The 20,760-nt window shown below is 53.6% G+C and carries 17 protein-coding genes; 3 read left to right on the forward strand and 14 right to left on the reverse strand.

The window, feature by feature from the left end; genetic code table 11:
* Positions 1 to 29 precede the first annotated feature (29 nt).
* Entirely contained in the window at positions 30 to 2,138 is a 2,109-nt protein-coding gene (locus IMCC3135_RS33490) for a 3-hydroxyacyl-CoA dehydrogenase NAD-binding domain-containing protein (protein ID WP_236994859.1), read from the reverse strand.
* A gap of 242 nt (positions 2,139 to 2,380) precedes the next feature.
* Between IMCC3135_RS33490 and IMCC3135_RS33495 the strand changes: the two genes are divergently transcribed.
* Complete coding sequence (locus tag IMCC3135_RS33495; RefSeq protein WP_088921547.1) at positions 2,381 to 2,974, forward strand: TetR/AcrR family transcriptional regulator; 594 nt, start codon at positions 2,381 to 2,383, stop codon at positions 2,972 to 2,974.
* Positions 2,975 to 3,047: 73 nt separating this feature from the next.
* On the opposite strand, the gene paaZ is transcribed toward IMCC3135_RS33495, so the two are convergent.
* The 12 genes from paaZ to IMCC3135_RS33555 all read right to left on the reverse strand — a co-directional run bounded on the left by paaZ (position 3,048) and on the right by IMCC3135_RS33555 (position 15,093).
* Positions 3,048 to 5,099, reverse strand: coding sequence for a phenylacetic acid degradation bifunctional protein PaaZ (paaZ, locus tag IMCC3135_RS33500; RefSeq protein WP_088921548.1), 2,052 nt, complete (start codon positions 5,097 to 5,099; stop codon positions 3,048 to 3,050).
* Positions 5,100 to 5,121: 22 nt separating this feature from the next.
* Positions 5,122 to 5,892 (reverse strand): Phenylacetic acid catabolic protein, encoded by a 771-nt coding sequence (locus IMCC3135_RS33505; protein WP_205737835.1) that lies wholly within the window; start codon positions 5,890 to 5,892, stop codon positions 5,122 to 5,124.
* Between the two features lie 10 nt (positions 5,893 to 5,902).
* Entirely contained in the window at positions 5,903 to 6,979 is a 1,077-nt protein-coding gene (gene paaE / locus IMCC3135_RS33510; protein ID WP_088921549.1) for a 1,2-phenylacetyl-CoA epoxidase subunit PaaE, read from the reverse strand.
* 16 nt (positions 6,980 to 6,995) lie between these two features.
* Positions 6,996 to 7,490 (reverse strand): 1,2-phenylacetyl-CoA epoxidase subunit PaaD, encoded by a 495-nt coding sequence (paaD, locus tag IMCC3135_RS33515; RefSeq protein ID WP_236994713.1) that lies wholly within the window; start codon positions 7,488 to 7,490, stop codon positions 6,996 to 6,998.
* A 33-nt stretch (positions 7,491 to 7,523) separates the two neighbouring features.
* Complete coding sequence (gene paaC, locus IMCC3135_RS33520) at positions 7,524 to 8,294, reverse strand: 1,2-phenylacetyl-CoA epoxidase subunit PaaC (RefSeq protein WP_088921551.1); 771 nt, start codon at positions 8,292 to 8,294, stop codon at positions 7,524 to 7,526.
* Entirely contained in the window at positions 8,294 to 8,638 is a 345-nt protein-coding gene (paaB, locus tag IMCC3135_RS33525; RefSeq protein ID WP_088921552.1) for a 1,2-phenylacetyl-CoA epoxidase subunit PaaB, read from the reverse strand. Before paaB ends, paaC begins: the two co-directional genes overlap by 1 nt.
* Positions 8,635 to 9,627, reverse strand: coding sequence for a 1,2-phenylacetyl-CoA epoxidase subunit PaaA (gene paaA, locus IMCC3135_RS33530; protein WP_088921553.1), 993 nt, complete (start codon positions 9,625 to 9,627; stop codon positions 8,635 to 8,637). The genes paaB and paaA overlap by 4 nt, the downstream gene beginning before the upstream one ends.
* Before the next feature lie 41 nt (positions 9,628 to 9,668).
* On the reverse strand, positions 9,669 to 10,976 hold the full coding sequence (gene paaK / locus IMCC3135_RS33535; protein WP_088921554.1) for a phenylacetate--CoA ligase PaaK: 1,308 nt from the start codon (positions 10,974 to 10,976) through the stop codon (positions 9,669 to 9,671).
* A gap of 39 nt (positions 10,977 to 11,015) precedes the next feature.
* The gene (gene pcaF / locus IMCC3135_RS33540) at positions 11,016 to 12,221 is read right to left on the reverse strand and encodes a 3-oxoadipyl-CoA thiolase (RefSeq protein ID WP_088922220.1); all 1,206 of its coding nucleotides are present in this window, start codon (positions 12,219 to 12,221) and stop codon (positions 11,016 to 11,018) included.
* A 66-nt stretch (positions 12,222 to 12,287) separates the two neighbouring features.
* The gene (paaI, locus tag IMCC3135_RS33545) at positions 12,288 to 12,731 is read right to left on the reverse strand and encodes a hydroxyphenylacetyl-CoA thioesterase PaaI (RefSeq protein ID WP_088921555.1); all 444 of its coding nucleotides are present in this window, start codon (positions 12,729 to 12,731) and stop codon (positions 12,288 to 12,290) included.
* Positions 12,732 to 12,734: 3 nt separating this feature from the next.
* On the reverse strand, positions 12,735 to 13,526 hold the full coding sequence (gene paaG, locus IMCC3135_RS33550) for a 2-(1,2-epoxy-1,2-dihydrophenyl)acetyl-CoA isomerase PaaG (protein ID WP_088921556.1): 792 nt from the start codon (positions 13,524 to 13,526) through the stop codon (positions 12,735 to 12,737).
* Positions 13,527 to 13,875: 349 nt separating this feature from the next.
* Entirely contained in the window at positions 13,876 to 15,093 is a 1,218-nt protein-coding gene (locus IMCC3135_RS33555; protein WP_088921557.1) for an MFS transporter, read from the reverse strand.
* 332 nt (positions 15,094 to 15,425) lie between these two features.
* Between IMCC3135_RS33555 and IMCC3135_RS33560 the strand changes: the two genes are divergently transcribed.
* Positions 15,426 to 17,237 carry a PHA/PHB synthase family protein gene (locus IMCC3135_RS33560; protein ID WP_205737836.1) on the forward strand — a complete coding sequence of 604 codons (1,812 nt, stop codon included), beginning with the start codon at positions 15,426 to 15,428 and terminating at the stop codon, positions 17,235 to 17,237.
* Positions 17,238 to 17,304: 67 nt separating this feature from the next.
* Here the strand turns inward: IMCC3135_RS33560 and IMCC3135_RS33565 are convergent, their stop codons facing one another.
* Entirely contained in the window at positions 17,305 to 17,571 is a 267-nt protein-coding gene (locus IMCC3135_RS33565) for a TIGR03643 family protein (RefSeq protein ID WP_236994714.1), read from the reverse strand.
* A 527-nt stretch (positions 17,572 to 18,098) separates the two neighbouring features.
* Between IMCC3135_RS33565 and IMCC3135_RS33570 the strand changes: the two genes are divergently transcribed.
* Positions 18,099 to 20,756 (forward strand): PAS domain S-box protein, encoded by a 2,658-nt coding sequence (locus IMCC3135_RS33570; protein ID WP_088921558.1) that lies wholly within the window; start codon positions 18,099 to 18,101, stop codon positions 20,754 to 20,756.
* Positions 20,757 to 20,760 lie beyond the last annotated feature (4 nt).

Raw genomic sequence — 20,760 nt, forward strand, 5'->3', positions numbered from 1 at the left:
CGTTCTGTTTTTCATCAGTGACGATCGAATCACTTGGCAAAACTTTCCACCTTGGCGGCGTCCCGTGCGGTGTCCCGTGCGGTGTCCCAGGCGGCGTCCCGGGCTGCATCTAGCAAATAAGTGCAGGGCTCGTCACACATTCGGAGTGCAGCCATTGCCTGCAGCTTTGCCACGATGCCAGCTAATCCCACTGTCTGGGCATGATGCATGAGGCCGCCCCTCCAGCGTGGAAAGCCATAACCATGAATCTCGACCAGATCAATGTCCTGGGCACCACTGGCAAGACCTTCCTCCAGAATTCGAGCGCCCTCGTTGATCATGGGCAGGACAATATGGTCAACGATGTCCAAATCGGAGTAGTTGGTGACGGACAAGCCAGCACTGGTCGACTGCTCACTGATAATTGCGGCAACCGTTTCAGAGGGCTGCGATGTTCTGTCTCCAGGTACGTAGTCATACCAACCCGCCGAGCTTTTCTGGCCCAGACGATTCATGGCAACCAGTTTGTCGGCGACGGGGGCGAAAGGGCTGTCGCCACGTCCGCGAGCGGCACTACGCTGGAATGCTGCGATGTCCAGCCCACCCAGATCTTGTGCTTCGAACGGTCCCATGGGCATTCCGAATGCACGCATGGCACGATCCACCTCTGCCGGCGTGGCACCACTAAGCAGCAATCTCTCTGCCTGCGCGCGCGTTACCTTGAGAATACGATTGCCGATGAAACCATCACAGATACCGGCCTGTACCGGAATTTTACGCAGCGTTCTTGCCAGAGCAAATGCGGTTGCCAATACCTCTGTCTGGGTGGTTTGTGTGGGAATGATTTCCAGCAGCTTCATGACATTGGCAGGACTGAAAAAATGCAAGCCAAGCACCCTGCCCGGATGACGGCTGCGTGATGCAATGGCATCCGGATCCAGATAGGAGGTGTTGGTTGCCAGGATGGTGTCACTACGACATACAGCATCAAGCTGGTCAAAGACAGCACGTTTGACGTCAAGATCTTCAAACACAGCTTCTATCACCACATCGATGTCAGCCAGAGCGGCATAGTCGACAGAGTAGGTGATGGCCTCAAGGCGGGCTTTGCACTGTGCCTCATTCAAGCGTCCACGCTTGAGCGCGCTGTTGAATATCCTGGCCACGTTTTCACGCCCTCGTTGCAGGGCAGCCTCGTCGCGTTCAATCAAGACAACTGGCAGATTTGCATCGCGCAAGGCGGCCGCAATGCCTGCGCCCATGGTGCCACCGCCAATGACCGCCACCGAACGCACAGCCCGGACAGCGATGTCCTTTAATTCCGGTGGTCGGGGAGCGGCACGCTCAGCGAAGAACACATGCCTCAATGCGGCCGCCTGATCGCTGGCTCGCAACTCCAGAAACGTTTTACGCTCATGCGCCAGCGCCTCTTCGACACTCAGTTCTATCCCCTGACGAACGCAATCCAGGGCTCGTAGAGGTGATACTTGCCCACGGGCTCGGCGTGCAATCTGCTGGGTTTGTGCTTCCCAGAATCCAGTATCCGGAGACTCCAGTGGCTCTCTATAACGCAAGCCTGTCGGTAGTGCCTTGCCAATGATCTGGCCGGCAAAGTCCAGTGCGGTGCGTCGCAGATCCTCATCGGCTGTAACCAGATCTATCAAGCCGTTCTCCAGAGCCTCTGTCGCTGTCACCGGCTTGCCGCTTGTTACCATGGCAACCGCATTTTCGGCACTGAGCAGGCGTGACAGTCGTACCGAGCCGCCGGCTCCGGGCACCAGACCCAGCGTCACTTCCGGCAAGCCCAATCGTGCTGAGTGCGCCGCTATCCGGTAGTGACAACCCAGCGCGATCTCAAGCCCGCCACCCAGAGCCGAACCATGAATGGCCGCAACCCAGGGCTTGTCAGCCTGCTCAATCGAGGCGATCACATCGGGCAGATGCGGCGGTTCTGGCGGCTTGCCAAACTCTGTGATATCCGCACCGGCAATAAAAGTACGTCCTGCAGCAATCAGGACAACAGCCTGCACTGACTCCTGACTGTCGATGAAGGCCACTGCCTGCTGCAGCTCCTGACGCATGGCCTGGCCAATAGCGTTAACCGGAGGGTTGTCCAGCGTCACGATAGCCACATGGCCTTCTTGCTCGATGTTCAACATCAAACGGACGCTCCGCATGGAAGCACAAGAGTGTGCTGCGGCCGAGACTTTCTGTCGTTTTCCATCGCTATATTCATGGGAGAGTTTTATTGCCTGCCAGAAGCCTTACTGCAGATACTATATAATTGACTGACTGGCCGGTCAATGTTAAAACAGAGGCAACAGTTGAAGTTCTTGAGATTCATACTTCAACCGGAACCTTATTGCCAGCACCCTGAACACGGCAGCAACAGACTAGAGAGATGGCCCGAAAACAAGCCGACAATTACGAAAACAAACAACGCAGCATTCTGACCAGCGCCGCCGCTGTCATCGCGGAAGCCGGGATGGAAAATGCGTCAATGTCGCAGATTGCCGTCCGGGGCAATGTCTCCAAAGCACTGCTCTATCACTACTACCCCAGCAAGGCGGCGTTGATTTTCGACATCGTACAGACTCATCTGGCCGAGCTCGATGAGACACTGGCAGCGGCTGACAAGCCCGATGCGCCCGCCGAGGAACGTCTTGGCTTGTTGGTACTGGCCGTGATCAAGAACTATCAGCACTCCAACGATCAGCACAAAGTGCAACTCAACTGCGTTGGCACACTCAACGCCGAGCAAATGGAGACACTGCATGCCATCGAACGCAGCATCACTCGTCGTTTCTCCGGCGTCCTGCGTACCATCGCTCCTGAGCTGGAGAAGGACCGTTCCTATCTGATGCCAACAACCATGTCCCTGTTCGGCATGCTGAACTGGATGTATCTGTGGTTCAGAGACGATGGCTCAATCAGTCGTGAAGAATATGCCAAGCTGGTCACCAACCTCATGCTCAATGGCATGAAGGGTATCTAATTGCTTTGCAAATCCTGAACAGGGCCTGCTAACGACAGACCCTGGACAGACCTCTTGGTTACTGGCCCTCGACTCAGGTTTTCGCAACCATTGTCAGCACATCGTATTGTGCAACCACCGCCGCCTCCTGATTGATCACGGTGCAATCCCAGCGCACCTCTCCATAGTCATCGGTTTCGCGTGGATTGATCTCCTTGCACGTCAGAGACAGTTGCAAGGCATCCTCAGGATACACCGGCGTCAGAAATCGCAGATTATCGACGCCATAGTTGGCCAGAACCGGACCCGGTGCCGGATCAACAAACAGGCCTGCGGCAAACGAGACAATCAGATAACCGTGGGCAACCCGTCCATCAAAGAAAGGGTTTTCCTTCGCTGCCGCCTCATCCATATGGGCGTAGAAAGTATCACCGGTGAACTCGGCAAAGTGCTCGATATCTTCCAGAGTAATCTTGCGGGCAGCGGTTACTACGGTGTCGCCTATCTCCAGTGTCGCCAGTGATTTGCGGAATGGATGCACATCTCCGACCTTCACCGGAGCACCGGTTGTCCAGCGTCCGGTCACTGCCGTCAGCAGCGTTGGCGTTCCCTGCACCGCCGAACGTTGCATATAGTGTTTGACGGCACGTATGCCACCCAGCTCTTCCCCACCGCCTGCTCGACCCGGCCCTCCGTGTGTCAGCATAGGCAATGGTGAACCATGCCCGGTTGAGGATTTTGCACTCTGACGATTGCCCAGCATGATACGTCCGTGCCACGGGGCCAAGCCTGCAACAACCTCATGTGCGAAGTCACCACTATCGGTAAAGACTGATGCAACCAGACTTCCGCCACCCAGACTGGTCAGATGAATGGCCTCTTCTATCGTGTCATAGGCAATGACGGTAGCAACCGGACCGAAGGCTTCCACTTCATGAATCGCCTTGCATCCCTCTGGCTGCTCGCAATACAACAAGATGGGATTGATGAATGCACCTTTTTGCGCATCGCCAGAGACAATAGTCGGACTCTCAGGATTGCCCGCAACGATTTTTGCTTCAACACTGAGCTCCTGAATGCGTTCTTGCACTTCACGCCGCTGATCAAGACTGGCCAGTGGCCCCATTCGCACCGCCTCATCAGCCGGATTACCCACAGTGATCTTGTTCAATCGGGCCGACAGCGCTGAAATAACTGCATCCGCATAGGGCCTTGGAACCAGGGCTCTACGAATAGCTGTACATTTCTGACCCGCCTTGGCTGTCATTTCACGAGCAACTTCCCGCACGAACAGATCGAACTCTGGTGTATCCGGACCTGCATCCAATCCCAGGATGGCAGCGTTGAGACTATCCGCCTCCATCGTGAAACGAGTGGAATGACTGATGATTGCCGGATGTACGCGAAGCATCTGTCCGGTGCTGGCTGAACCTGTGAAAGTCACGACATCCTGAGCTGTCACATGATCCAGCATATCGCCGACCGATCCGGACACCAGCTGCAAGGCTCCTTCTGGCAAAACCCCGGTATCAATGATCATTCGTACCACCCGCTCTGTCAGGTAGGCGGTCTGGCTGGCAGGTTTGATAATGGCAGGCATCCCCGCCAGCAGCGTAGGTGCCAGCTTTTCCAGCATGCCCCAGCAGGGAAAGTTGAAGGCATTGATGTGGATGGCGACCCCTTCCAGTGGCGTCAGGATGTGCTGGGCAGAAAACGAGGAATCCTTGGACAAGGGTTCAGGGGCTCCGTCCAGCAAAACCCGTGTGTTGGGCAGCTCACGACGACCCTTGGAACCATAGGACAGCATCGTTGATATGCCACCATCGATATCTATCCAGCTATCTGTGCGGGTTGCACCGGTAGCAGTCGAGAATTCATAGAGTGATTCCTTATCTGCCATCAATGCCTGGCCCAGGGCCTTGAGCATCAGTGCACGCTGATGAAAGCTCATGGCACGCAAAGCAGGGCCACCGTGCGCACGACCGTATTCCAGCATGGCTTTGAAGTTCAGGCCGGTCGAATCAATCGTGGCAACGGGCTCGCCACTGGAGGCATCGAGCAGCACCTTGCCCTTGCCTGTGCCCTGGATCCACTCGCCACAGGCATAGCTTTCTATTCGGTGTGACTCCGATAATGGCGTATTCATTGGGTATTTCCGGTGTAAATATTCAGGATGAAAGATTCAGCTCTGCCAGCAAGGCAGAAATCTGCTCTTCCCACTGCAGGTGAAGTTTCTCATTAGGCGTGTGTCGCAAACCAAAACGCTGCAACAGCTCGAAGCGACTGGAACTTGCAGAACCAAAGCTTGCCGCCACGCGTGGATGCCAATAAGCCAGACTGGATTTGACCGCCTCTGTGGCATTGTCTGATTCCAGAATCTTGCGCAGACCTTCCACACCCAGTTCAGCATGTCGGCGCTCACGTGGCAGGATTTCGCGAAAGGCTGCGGCCAGTGGTTCATAAGAGACCTTCAAATACTCACCCAGCTGCAAACTGACAGCCTTGCCCATCAGTACATTCATGACCACCGCATCGGTCCAGCCTTCGACAGGATAATGAAAGACATTCAAACGCATATCCTGGCCGTGCCGACTAGTGCCGATATCAGACTCTCTGGGCAAGCGTTCGGTCCAGGGGTGATGATTGAAATAGCGTTCGGTATTGGCACCAAACTGGCCCATCAGCACCAGCACTCGCTCAGCATGGTCCAGTTTTTCCAGCGTGATACGAGAAGCTGCAATACGCTCCTTGATACCCGGCCCGGCGTTGACACTATCTGCAAACCCCGCTGAACCTGCCAGCTCGCTGTCGATGAAACTGGCCATCAGTCGCATGATTTCGGCGCGATAGCGTGGAAATGCATTCTCTGGCGAGCTCAGTTTTCCACCTTGCTCCAGATAGCTTTCCAGCGACATTGTTTCTGTATTCGATTCGCTCATCAGGCGCTCCTCATAGGTCATAGGACACAACAACACTGTCCGAAAGTGGGTAGCACTGGCACGTCAGCACATAGCCTCGATTCACTTCGTAATCTTCCAGCGCATGGTTCTTTTCCATCTCCACTTCACCCTCGAGCACCATGGCCCGGCAGGTAGAGCACACACCCGCCTTGCAGGCATAAGGCGCATCCATGCTGGCCCCCAGGGCCGCCTCCAGCACACTCTGACCTTGCTTCGGCATTTCAATGACGCGGGTCGTACCGTCTATCGTGACTGTTGCCTTGCAAACCGCACCAGTGCCAGAGTTGCTTTTTGATACGCTCTTGTGCGCTGCACGCCCTGGCTGAGATGAGGCAAACAATTCGAACTTGATCTGCTCATCACGTAAACCGTGCTCTCGCAACGATTGGGCAATCGCCAGCATCATGGGTTCGGGACCACAGATAAAGGCCATGTCTATCGATTCGATATCAATCCAGCTTTTGAACAGCAGCTTGCATTTGTGCGCATCGATTCGCCCGGAGAACAGATCGATATCCTGCGCCTCACTTTCCAGTACATGCACAACGCTAAAGCGCCCCATATACATATTCTTCAAATCATCAAGCTCCTCCCGGAACATGATCGAATTACTGGAACGATTACCATAAACCAGCGTCATGTTCGAAGCAGGCTCAGCAGCCAGAGTCGTCTTGATCAGACTCAGCACTGGCGTGATGCCACTGCCTCCAGCAAAGAGCACATAGCTGCGTCTTTCCTGCGGCTTGATGGCAGCATGGAAGCTGCCCATCGGCGGCATCGCCTCAATGGTCTCACCAACCTTCAGCTCTTCATTGGCCCAGGTAGAAAAACAGCCTCCCTCAACGCGCTTGATACCAACACGCAAAGCCCCTTCGTTGCGCCCCGCGCAGATAGAGTAGGAACGACGTAACTCTTCACCGTCGAATTCACGACGAAATGTGAGGTATTGGCCCTGGATGAAATCAAACTTCTCCTCATCGCCGGCCTGCGGTTTGAGTGTCACGACGACTGCGTCGCGAGTTTCACGGCGAACGTCCGACACTTCCAGAGGTAAAAAGCGCGCCATCAAATTGCTCCTGAAACTATATGCACTTGAAATAATCGAACGGCTCGAGACAATCCTTGCAGCGATAAGTCGCCTTGCAAGGGGTTGAGCCGAATTGACTGACGTTTTCGGTATTGACTGATCGACACCGAGGGCAACAGACAGTTACCTGAGGTCGCCCAAGTCCACACGCACCGGTACCTTCTACAGGTGGTGCAATACCATAATCGAGCAACTTCTCTCGTCCTTCTTCACTGATCCATGCCGTATTCCACGCTGGTGAAAGCCGTCTTTCCAGCCGGATATTCTCGACACCTTCGGCACGCAGTTTTGTTTCGATATCCTCATTGATCACGGCAGTGGCAGGACATCCCGAATAGGTAGGCGTCACACTGATAACCAGCGTGTCCTGCTCCCAGACAACCTCACGCACGATACCCAGATCCACAATCGAGATAACCGGAATTTCAGGATCGGGCACTTCGTGCAGCCATACCCACACCTTATCCACAGAAGGCTTGAGTTTATCCACAGGTAATGTGTTGAGTTCATTCACGCCAGGCATCTACCAACTGGCGCCAGGATAAGCCCGTTGCAGAAACTGCATTTCTGCCAACAGAAACCCCAGATGCTCACTGTGAATGCCATCTTTGCCACCACGACGGATGAAACCGGTCTCAGGCAGGCTCAGCGTCGCCGCCTTCAATGCCGCTGTTACATGCTGCTTCCAGGCATCTGCCACCTCTGCGGCAGCTGGCACCAGCCCCTCAGCAACCAGCGAGGGATTCAGATCATCAAATTCGAACATCTCACCCGTGTAGGACCACAGCTCATTCAAGGAATCCTGCATACGCCGGTGACTCTCGGCACTGCCATCGCCGAGTCGAATGATCAGATCAGTGCTGCGCTCTAGATGATAGGCAACTTCCTTGACACTCTTTTCTGCAATATCAGCGATGCGCTTGTCAGTGGAATTCATCAAGCCCCTCAACATCGGCAGATGCCAGGCATCGAACAGAAACTGGCGAACCAGGGTCAGACCAAAATCAGTGTTCGGACGCTCGAGCAGCAGCAGGTTGCGAAAATCAAAAGCATCACGCAGATAAGCCAGATCGTCTGCTGAACGGCCAGCGCCTTCAACCTCACCAGCCAGCTCCAGCCACATCTGTGTCTGACCGATCAGGTCAAGCGATACATTCGCCACCGCGATATCTTCTTCCAGAGCCGGTGCATGACCGCACCACTCTGAATTTCGATGCCCCAGAATCAGGCAGTTATCGCCCATTTGCAGGAGAAATTCGAACAGGCCATTATCGGCTTTGCCTTTATATGCCATCACATATGCCCCACTTCCTCGGGAATCTCGAAGAAGGTGGGATGCCTGTACACCTTCGAGTTGGCCGGATCAAACAAAGGTTCCTTGTCAGAAGGGGCGCTGGCGACAATACTCGTGGACTTAACGGCCCAGATACTGACGCCTTCATTGCGTCGCGTGTAGACATCACGTGCATTGTTGATAGCCATCTCGGCATCTGCGGCATGCAGACTGCCGACGTGGCGATGACTCATGCCATGCTGCCCGCGGATGAATATTTCCCACAACGGCCATTCAGGCTTGCGCTTGTCGCTCTTGTCCGAACCTTCAACATCCGGGTACGACGATGTAGTCACTGAGCTCATGCGGCCTCCTCTGAAGTATTCTTGTTTTTAGCGGCGTTGGCCATCAGACCATCACGAAACCATTCACCCCCATCCCAGGCATCCACGCGTGCCTGCAGTCGTTCCTTGTTACAAGGACCATTGCCTGCCAGTACGGAGAAAAACTCATCCCAATCGGGTTCCGAGAAATCGTGACCGCCTTTCTCTTCGTTCCACTGCACCGCTTCATCAGGCACTGTCAGGCCCAGATATTTTGCTTGTGGAACAGTCTGGTCGACAAATTTCTGCCGTAGTTCATCGTTTGTATTGATCTTGATTTTCCACGCCATCGACTGGGCCGAGTGCACGGAGTCCTTATCGGAGGGACCAAACATCATCAGTGAGGGATACCAGAAGCGATTCAATGCATCCTGCGCCATGCGTTTCTGTGCCTCACTGCCACTGGCCATCTTCATCATGATATGAAAGCCCTGGCGTTGATGAAAACTTTCTTCCTTGCAGATTCGCACCATCGCTCGGGCGTAGGGGCCGTAGGAGGTTCGTTGCAATGGCACCTGATTCATGATGGCCGCGCCATCCACCAGCCAACCTACGGCACCGATATCCGCCCAGGTCAACGTGGGATAGTTGAAGATGGATGAATACTTGGCCTTGCCCGAATGCAGTTGCTCGAACATTTCATCGCGACTGATGCCCAGCGTTTCTGCTGCACAATAAAGGTAGAGTCCGTGTCCGGCCTCATCCTGCACCTTGGCCAGCAGAATAGCCTTGCGCTCCAGTGTAGGGGCACGGGTTATCCAGTTGCCTTCAGGCAATTGCCCTACCAGTTCAGAATGCGCATGCTGGCTGATCTGCCGAACCAGTGTCTTGCGATAGCCTTCAGGCATCCACTCTTTGGGCTCGATTTTCTGATCGGCATCGATGCGCTCCTGAAAGGCACGCTCTTCTGGCGTCATCTCTTCCAGAGCCTTAACGCCGGTACCATCGGTTTTCACAATTTGTGCGTACACGATCGTCTCCTGTTAACTTAAAGCTTGTTATCGACTTGTATTCAAGGGTTTGACGGACGCTTGTCAATCACCCGCTTGGCCTTGCCTTCGGATCGTTCGACATCACCTGGTGGCACCACATCAACCACCATGTTCAATCCGATCAATGACTTTATCTGATGTTGCAGCTCTGACCCCAGCTTTGCAATACTGCCAGCATCCAGTGATTCTCGAGCTTCCACACGCACCGACAGACTATCCATATGACCGTCGCGCTCTACTGTCAGTTGATAGTGCGGGGAGAGCCCGTCAATCTTCAACGCAATTTCCTCAACCTGGCTGGGGAAAATATTGACACCACGAATGATCAGCATATCGTCCGAGCGACCCGTGATCTTGTCCATACGCCGCATGGATCGTGACGTTGGCGGCAACAATCTTGTCAAATCACGTGTGCGATAACGAATCATCGGCATGGCTTCTTTAGTCAGCGTGGTAAACACCAGCTCGCCATACTCTCCCTCAGGCAACACCTCACCGGTTTCCGGGTTGATGATCTCGGGATAGAAATGATCCTCCCAGATTGTCGGACCATCCTTGGTTTCTATGCACTCGTTGGCAACACCCGGCCCACCCACTTCTGAAAGACCATAGATATCGATGGCATCGATACCCAATCTGTTTTCAATTTCTGTGCGCATGCTGCCGGTCCAGGGCTCGGCACCGAAGATCCCGATTTTCAGCGAGCTCTCTCTCGGATCCATGCCCTGACGTTCCATCTCGTCAATCACGTTCAGCATATAGGAGGGTGTGATCATGATGATGCGCGGCTTGAAGTCACGAATCAGCTGCACCTGTTTGGAGGTCTGCCCACCACCCATCGGAATAACGGCACAACCCATACGCTCAGCACCGTAATGCGCACCCAGGCCGCCGGTAAACAGACCATAACCGTAGGCCACATGCAGCAGATCCTTGCGTTGTCCGCCACTGGCACGAATGCAACGCGCCACCAGATCAGCCCAGTTATGGATATCGTTCTGTGTATAGGTGACAACCGTGGGTTTACCCGTTGTGCCGCTGGAGGCATGGATTCTCACCACATCATCCATAGGGACTGCCGTCAGACCAAACGGATAGTTTTCGCGCAGATCTGCCTTGTAGGTAAACGGAAACTTGGAAATGTCCGACAAGGATTGCAAGTCATCGGGAGTGACACCAGTTGCCTCACATTTCTTGCGATAGGGGGCTACATTGTCGTAGGTGTGACGCACGCTCTGCCGCATTCGCTCCAGCTGCAGACTCTGCAACTCATCCGCGCTGGCGGTCTCGATCGGATCAAGGCCCGCTGTTCTACCCTCGGTGTTCATAGTGCCTCCTGTGATGGTTTTGTGCCGCACCCATATCTACTACACACGTTCGATGATCATGGCAATACCCTGACCAACACCCACACACATGGTGCACAGTGCATAACGCGACTGACGGCGCTGCAGCTGCCTCATCGCCGTCGTTACCAGCCGGGCACCACTCATGCCCAGGGGATGACCCATGGCAATCGCGCCACCTTGCGGGTTCACATGCTCAGCATCGTCCTCTACTCCCAGGTCACGCAAGACTGCCAAACCCTGGGCAGCAAAGGCTTCGTTGAGTTCAATCAGATCCATATCCTTGATCGTCAGACCGGCACGCGCCAATACCTGCTGACTGGCCGGTGCCGGCCCCATGCCCATGATGCGTGGTGAGACGCCGGCACTACCCATTGACACGACTCGGGCTCTGGGTGTCAAGCCATATTGCTTGACGGCTTTCTCAGAGGCGATCAGCAACGCACAGGCACCATCATTCACACCGGAGGCATTACCTGCTGTCACGCTCAGCTGGGCGCCATTGATGCCACGCAATTTTGCCAGGGTCTCGATACTGGTTCCGGGCCGTGGGTGTTCATCCGTATCAAACACAAGGGGGTCACCTTTGCGTTGTTTGATACTCACTGACATGATCTCATCCTTGAAATAGCCTGCCTCATTGGCACTTGCCCAGCGCTGCTGACTACGGGCAGCGAATGCATCCTGATCCTCACGACTGACACCATAGTCAGCGGCAACATTGTCTGCAGTCTGTGGCATTGAATCAGTACCGTATTGTTCCTGCATCCGCGGATTGATGAAGCGCCAGCCAATGGTCGTATCGTACATAGAGGCATTTCTGCCGAATGCCGTGTCGTTCTTGCCCATGACAAACGGTGCTCTTGACATGCTTTCAACACCACCGGCAATCATCAGATCCGCATCACCAGCCTTGATGGTTCGCGCCGCCAGACCAACAGCATCCATGCCAGAACCACACAGCCGGTTAACGGTCGTACCCGCAACCGACACCGGCAGTCCCGCCAGCAAACCTGACATACGTGCCACATTGCGATTGTCTTCGCCTGCCTGATTGGCACAGCCGTAGATCAGATCATCAACCGCTTCCCAATCGACACCCGGATTTCTGGCGATCAGCTCTGCGATAGGCAGCGCACCCAGGTCGTCTGCCCGAACCGATGAGAGTGAGCCACCGTAACGTCCGATAGGAGTCCGTATTGCATCGCAAATAAATGCATCACTCATGGTTCTGTTCTCCATAGGCCATCCCGCAGATGGCAATTTTGTATGGTTTGATGTCGAAGCTCACGATCAAGCCTCTGCATTTTCGTCGAACAACGGCTTTCCGATACGGTGCGAGCGTCCGCGAAACAAGGCAATTCGCTGTTGCTTCTGATTGCTGACAATCACATCGTACAAACCCGTGCGCCGCCCTTGGGATTGCAAGCTGGCTTCCGCGGTCAGCACATCACCCGCGTAGGCAGGGGCCATGAATTCAATGGACGCACTGGATGCGACTGCCACCTGATTGAAGGTATTACAGGCCACGGCAAAAGCCGAATCGGCCAGCGTGAACAGATAACCACCGTGGCACGTTGAGTGCCCATTCAACATCTGATCACCGACGCACATGCGAAGCTGGGCAGTACCGGGCCCTACGGCCTCCAGCTCCATGCCAAGCCCTTGCGTCGCGGTGTCATTGGCAAGCATTGCCTGTGCTGATCGTTCTGCACGATCCTGATCACTGATGTCCATGATTCAATACCCCTTGTATACAGGTTTACGCTTTTCCATGAAAGCTGCAACCCCTTCACGATAATCCTCTGCCTGACCAGCCTGGCGCTGCAGGTCACGCTCGAGGGTGAGCTGCTCATCGAGTGTATTGTCTGCGGCAGCATGAATAGCGCGCTTGATCAGCGCCAGCCCGGCTGTGGGTTGTATCGCCAGATGCGCAACCAGTGCGTTAGCCTCTTCCAACAGTTTGTCGTCATCGATGACTTGCCAGATCATGCCCCATCGTTCGGCCTGCTCTGCACTAACCTTGTCGCCCAATAGAGACAAACCCATGGCGCGTTGGGTTCCCACAGCTCGTTGTAGAAACCAGGTGCCGCCAGAATCCGGGACCAGTCCCAGCTTGCAAAACACCTGAACAAAACTTGCCGAGCGCGCCGCAAGAACAAGATCACAAGCCAGAGCAATATTGGCACCTGCGCCCGCAGCCACACCATTGACTGCACACACCACCGGCATGGGCAAGTTCTGTAAACGGCGAACCAGCGGGTTGTACCAGGTATCCACCGACGCTCCCAGGTCGGGAACCTCAACATCTGCACTGACGTTTCGATCAGCCAGATCCTGTCCGGCACAGAAGCCACGTCCGGCACCGGTAATCAATAGTGCCCGTACAGCACTTTCGGGGCTTTCCACCACATCCAGGGCATCCTTCAATGCCTGATGCATGGCTGAGTTGAAGCTGTTGAGCCGATCGGGACGGTTCAACGTTATCGTCGCTACCTGCGCCGCGATACTCAACTGTATGGATTCGGACATACAACACCCCATGAAAACTGACATTCAATCGCTGTCACTGACTGATCACTGATACGGGATCAACAAGCCATCCATCTGGCTCTCGAAATCGCACCAACAAAATTAACCGTCCGGTCAGTCAATTAACCTTGCAGCGAAGATAACGAAGTCCATGTGAAGTTGCAACTGGAATTTTCAATCCGCAACGATCTATCGCGAACCTGGCTTTCACGCCCGTTCGAGCAAGCGATTCTCAATATAGCGATATGTTGCCGAATGAACGACAAGGCAGGTCGGTAGACGAGAAGGAATACCTGCCAGAAGCCAACAAGGTAAACACGCAATGTGAATACCTGTACTTGCCGAGCTTCTAAGGGTTGCCTTTGAGCACAGCGCGCTGTTCAAGCCTGTGACTTTTTAGCTGCATCCAGCAATGGTATAGCAAGGCTGTAATTGCCAGAGCACCGCCGAAGAGTGCAAGACCGTGCCAGCCTGCCAGACTCATGACTTTCACGCCAGCAGCTGAGCCGATAGCCGCGCCGATGTAATAGCACAGCATATACACAGCGTTCATACGACTCTGTGCGGCAGGGTCGATCGAAAATACCCGAATCTGGTTGGGAATCTGTGCACCGAACACACCCAGATCCAGCAACACGATGCCGACAATGAGTCCGGTCAGGCTCTCTCCCCAGATTGCCAACACAACAAATGCCGACAGAACCAGCAACAGTGCAGCAGTGATAAGTCGTCCAGGCCCAACGGTATTGACAAGCCTGCCCGCAGCTTTGGCACCAAAGATCCCCGCCAGTCCAACGATGCCGAACATACCCGCCTGTTGCACCGTATAGGACAAAGGCTCAGCAACAACATGAATCGCCAGAGTCGCCCATGCCGCATTGAATGCTGCAAACCATAATGCACCGGTGATTGCCGATTCACGCAACAGAGAGTGGCGCTTCACCAACGTGAACATGGAAGCAATCAACCTGGGATAGGACATTTGCACCGACGGTGTACTGCGTGGCAGATAGGCATTCAGCAATAGCCCGATGACAATGGCAATAAAGGCGGCGACCAGGAAAACACTACGCCATCCGAAATATTCCGCAATGCTGCCGCTCACGGTACGCGACAACAGAATGCCAATTGTCAGACCCGTCATCAGAGTGCCGATCACTTTTCCGCGATTTTCCGGCGCTGACAAGGAGGCTGCAAATGGCAGCAATTGCTGAACAATGTTCGAGCCCAAGCCAACGATGAAACTGGCCGCCACCAGCACCCAGAAGCTGGAAGACAGAAACACGGCAAAAAGAGCCAATGAGAGGATTATCGACAGATAGCGGATCAGTTGTCGTCGATCAACCGTGTCACCCAGAGGCGAGATCAGCAATATCGAGGCGGCGTATCCAAATTGCGTAGCGGCCGGTACAAAACCAATGTCGCCGGGTTCAAGCCCGAATGTCTTCGCTATCGAGGGCAACAAAGGCTGATTGTAGAACTGATTAGCAGCTGTAGCCGATATCGCCACAGCCATCAGCAGCAACAGGGTCCGCCCCAGCGATCGGTTTTCCGTTGTATCAGTCATTTCGGAGTTATACCCGTAGATCCTGAGCTTGACTTAGCTCGGCCATCTCTATGCAAAGTGTTGAGTGTCTTGGGTTACAGACACCGTAGAGAGCCACGATAAAGCTGAGCGGGCTGCAAGTAAAACGCTTATTCTTGATAGATTCCATAATAAAAGGTATTAATGGAATACAGGAATGACACCTTTTCGAAACCTTCATGGCAGTGGCTATTACGCAGTGCTATTACAAAGAACTGTCCTGTGCCCACTCCCAGGCTTCACATCATGCTCACCGACTTTCCTCTGACTCGATAAGCAGACAACTACTAAAGTCACCTACAGGAACTGCCGAAATGACCAACAGCCCAGAAAGCCCAAATAATCAACCAAAACCTGAAGCCGTACTTCAGCAGATGAGCGAGGTTGCTCAGCAGACTCAACGGGTCCTGGAGGCATTCTGGAAACAACAGGCAGAGGAATCTGCCTCGGGTGGATTTTCAGTATCCGACACCAGTTCGATCAACACCGCGTTTCTCGATTGGTCGACAAAGTTGATGCAGGACCCTGGCAAGCTGATGGAATCACAATTCCAGTTCTGGCAAGAACAAATGAATGTCTGGCAAAGCTTTGCCACTCGTGCCGCCGGCGGCGAATCGCAGACCGCGGTACAACCAGAACCAGGCGATCGACGATTCAAGGATCCGGCCTGGAGCGAGGATGTGGTTTGCGATTACCTGAAGCAGTCCTATCTGGTGTCAGCCAAGTGGCTGCAAGGCATGGCTAACGAGGCAGATGATCTTGATCCGAAGGAACAGGAACGGGTGGATTTCTACACACGGCAATTCATCTCGGCAGTGTCGCCTTCGAATTTTGCACTGACCAACCCTGCTGCGTTGAAAAAGGCCAAGGAGACCGGTGGCCAGAGCCTGGTAGATGGACTCAAGCATATGCTGGGTGATCTGGAAAAAGGCCGGGGAAAGCTGAAGATCAGCATGACGGATGAAGCCGCATTCGAGGTTGGAAAAAACGTGGCCACCACGCCTGGCCAGGTGGTCTACCAGAATGATCTGATGCAATTGATCCAGTACACCCCGACCACCGAAAAGGTATTCAAGAAGCCATTGCTTCTGGTGCCACCCTGGATCAACAAGTTCTACATTCTGGATCTGCAGCCAAAGAACAGCTTTATCAAGCATGCCGTTGATCAGGGCCATACGGTGTTCATTGTTTCCTGGGTCAACCCGGATGAGTCACTGGCACACAAGAGCTTCGACGACTACATGATGGATGGTCCACTGGCGGCCCTTGAGGCGATCAAGCAGGCCACCGGTGAGGAATCTGTCAACATGCTGGGATTCTGCATCGGTGGCATATTGGTCAGCTCCACGCTGGCCTACCTGGCTGCCAATGGCCAGGCAAAACGCGTCACTTCGGCCACTTTTCTTACCTCCCTGTTCGACTTCAAGGAAACCGGTGAGGTATCGGTATTCATCGATGACGAACAGGTTGCACAGATAGAGAAACACGTTTCTGAGAAAGGCTATCTGGAAGGTAGCCACATGGCCAATATGTTCTCGATGATGCGCGAGAATGATCTGATCTGGTCATTTGTGGTCAGCAACTATCTGCTGGGACGCGAGCCCATGGCTTTCGATCTGTTGTACTGGAACGGTGACTCCACCCGATTACCTGCAACCATGCTGCTGTTCTACCTCAAGGAAGTCTATCAACAGAACCTTCTGCGCGAACCCGGCGGTATCAGCATGGCCGGTACACCGATCGATCTTCGATTGATAAAAACACCCACGTATTTTCTGGCAGCCAAGGACGACCATATCGCACCGTGGCAGAGTTGTTACCCAGGCTCGCAGTTGCTCTCCGGCAAGAACCGTTTTGTTCTTGCAGCGTCGGGGCATATTGCAGGTGTGGTCAACCCACCTGCTGCTAATAAATACGGACACTGGACCAATTCAAAACTACCCGAGGACTCCACCGAATGGCTGGAGCACGCCGACTGGCATGAAGGCTCCTGGTGGACGGACTGGTACGCCTGGTTGGCACGTCGTAGTGGCACACAGGTTGCAGCTCGCACGCCTGGCTCCGGAAAACTGAAGCCCATCGAAGATGCTCCGGGAAGCTATGTCCGGGTTAGAGTCAGCGATTAGTGCTCATAAGATTTAATGTAATGAGCGCGTGACGTTGAACCCATACTGCCTGGCAAGTGCAAGCAATTCAGCGCTGCTTGTACTGTGTCGGGCAGTAGGCACGTACTACCCCCGCAGGACGCTTTGCGACATGCTTGGTCGAGCGACTTGACACACGCGCACGCCACGACCTGAATGAGCCTGCCTTCAGGTGGCTGCGCATCAGGCTAATCACCTGCTGCTCGCTGATACCGTGACTGAGGGCAATGGCATCAAACGGTGTGCGATCCTCCCAGGCCATCTCAATGATGCGGGACAACTCGGCTTCCGAAAAAAGTGGCATTTTTTGTTTCATCGAATGATGAATACTCTCAGTTTGACAAGTGATTTGCAGATCACGATCAGCGTTGAAACAGCGTATTTCGTAAACGATCTTCGAAAGATACGTATCTTCTCAACTAACAGACCAACGGCTGCCAAAAAGTCGGTGGCGAGTATATTACTCGCTACACTTTTGCAGGAACACATCCAGCACCATGACGACTCATTGGGAGTGATAAGGACTTGCGCATACCTGCCGAGTGTTACTTTTCCTCCGTACCGATCGAAGAAAGTGGGCTGACCGGGCTCATCAGCTATCAACCCCTTTTGAGACAATCCATTATCAAGCGTAGTATTCTGGCAACCAGTCTTCTATCAATGGTCATGTCTGGCTTTAACGAGACCTTCATGTTCGACATTTCCAATTTTTCCACGCCCCTTTTCAGGAATGGATGCTTAATCTGTTACCTGGTGGATGCCATAGCCCACTAAGGCTCTTGCTTTACACATAGGTGCAGCTGCTGATAGTCGGTCTATCACAGATAATATGATTCAGAGAGCATGTCGATCGTGAAAGGCAAGTCATCCATCAGCACCTTCATTTCATTACTGGTTCTTGGTGCAGGTTTTTTCCTTCTGGCTGTGTATCTGACTCTTTCCTACGGCTATCAGAAGGCACAATTTCGCCAGTCGTCAGAAAATCGACTCAATTTCATCGGGCCCCGGATAATTCAGGTTACTCAACAACTGATAACTCTGGATGCCCGAGACGGTCTGGATCAGGAAATGCAGTCGATGCAAAAACTGCCGGGTGTTGGATTGATTGCCATCGTCGATCAAAACAACAAGATCCTCTATTCAACGGACACCAGCTTACGCGGCCAGAGCCTCGACTCTACCGATCTGGCCATCGCAGCAGATCTCATTGCGAAGCCCGAAGATGGTATCAACCAGACTGTGTATCAGCGTGGTGCCCTTCAGCAGATGCTGGGGGTTTTCGGTTACAGCAAACCTGATGCGCGTTCGTCGAATATCTCCCATCTCGTGATCAGCCTCAATATGCAGCGAACCTACCAGTCCTTACGACTGGCATTGCTGTCTCAGGCCCTGATTATTGGTTTGTTACTGATCGTTGTTGCAAGCATCGTCTGGTATCTGCTGCAGCGAGTCGTCATCAAGCCATTGCAAGAGATCATCGCGACGACACGGGCCATTGCAGAGGGTGATTTCACGGTGCGCAGCCACTTGTCGGTGAATAACGAGCTGGGGGAGATATCTGCAACCCTGGACTCACTGGCACAGTCCAGCCTGGAACAAGTCGATGCCCAGAATACCCAGAGACGCCTGTCTCAGGTGGTCAACAGTATGGTTGACGAGGTGATTGTCTGCGATGCTGAAACGTTCGAGGTCATTAATACCAATAAGGCCGCCCAGACTAATCTTCGTTACAGCGACGCAGAATTAGTCGGCATGAAACCATGGCAGTTTGTAGAAAACCATTCTTATGCCAGCATGAGTAATTTTCTGGATCCATTGCTGGATGGCCTTATTGACCACATCAGTTGCGAGTCACTGCATATACGCAAGGATGGAACAACCTATCCGGTCAGAGCCAGCATGCAGTACATGGAACATCAAACGCCGCCGGTGCTGGTTGCCATCTCTCAGGATCTCTCAGAGCTGCGCACTCAGGAGCTGCACGCGCAGCTGTGCGAAAGAGCCATGGATGCGGTAAGCGAGGGCATCATCATTACCGATGCGGGACAGTCCACCCGAACAATGGTCTATGTGAATCAGGCTGTTTGTGATATGTCGGGGTTTAGTCTGGACGAGCTTCTGGGAAAAAGCACGCAGATGCTGCGCACGAGTAACGGAAATCAAATCGCCTTCTCGAAGATCGCCGATGCGATCAAGAAGGCTGAGTCAATCGAGGTTCAGATTGATGCCCTGAAAAAAGACGGCAGCGCCTATGTGACTGAAGTTTCCATGTCGCCGGTGTTCAACACATTGGGCGAGCTGACTAATTACATTGGCATTCACCGCGATGTGACGCAGAAATTACTGACTGAAGAAAAACTGAACCAGGCTCAGAAGATCAAGGCAATCGGTCATTTGTCGGGCGGAGTGGCCCATGATTTCAACAACCTGCTGAGCGTTATCGTCGGCAATCTTGAACTGCTCAAAACAGGAGCACTGGACAAGGCCCAGCTAGCCAGAATAGAAGGCGCAGAGGTCGCAGCCCATATGGGCGCGCACCTGACGCGCAGACTCTTGTCGTTTGCCAGCCAGCAAAAACTTGCACCTATTGTGACGAACGTGAATGACCATGTCCGTAATGCTGCCGCCTTGCTGGCCCCAACCATTGGCGAGACCATTACGCTGACAGAAAATCTGGCTACCGATCTCTGGAGCACCCTCTCGGATCCCGGAGAGGTTGAAACAGCCGTCATCAACTTGACTATCAATGCTCGGGATGCAATGTCTCAGGGCGGAACCATCACCTTCATAACTGCCAATATAACTCTCGATGCTCAGAGCATGGATGGGGCGCTGGATATCGAACCGGGTGAGTACGTCCGATTGTGTGTCATGGATAATGGCCCGGGAATCAGCGAGGCGGTAAAGGCAAGAATCTTTGAACCTTTCTTTACCACCAAGCAAGATAGTGAAGGCAGCGGACTGGGCCTGGCATCGGTATTCGGTTTTGCAAAACAATCCGGCGGCTGTGTCGAAGTATCCTCTTCTGTCGGCGAAGGAACCGTTGTCAGTATCTATCTTCCCAGACATTTGTCAGAGGATGCCGGCTTGCATAAAAGCCCTGGAACTCTGGATGAACCCTATCACTCCTTCAGCGACTCAACGGTACTGGTGGTCGAAGACAAGGCCATGGTACGAGAACTGACCGTGCACCAACTTCAGTCTCTCGGATTTACGACTCTTGAAGTAGAAAATGGTGTCAAAGCCATCGAGCTACTCGAATCGGGTGTAGAGGTCAGCATTGTGTTCTCGGACATCATCATGCCTGGAGGCATGGATGGCTATGATGTTGCCCAATGGGTGAAAGAGAACCGACCACAGTGCCGCATGCTCCTGACCTCGGGATTTAACGGACCTGCTGACTGGCAGGAAGGCAACACCGAAGTCACCGATCTTCATGTACTGCAAAAACCGTATCGTCTGGATGATTTGCGCAATGCCTTACATGAAACTCTGAAGTGAGTTG

The organism is Granulosicoccus antarcticus IMCC3135, assembly GCF_002215215.1.
In the GTDB taxonomy this organism is placed as follows: Bacteria; Pseudomonadota; Gammaproteobacteria; order Granulosicoccales; family Granulosicoccaceae; genus Granulosicoccus; species Granulosicoccus antarcticus.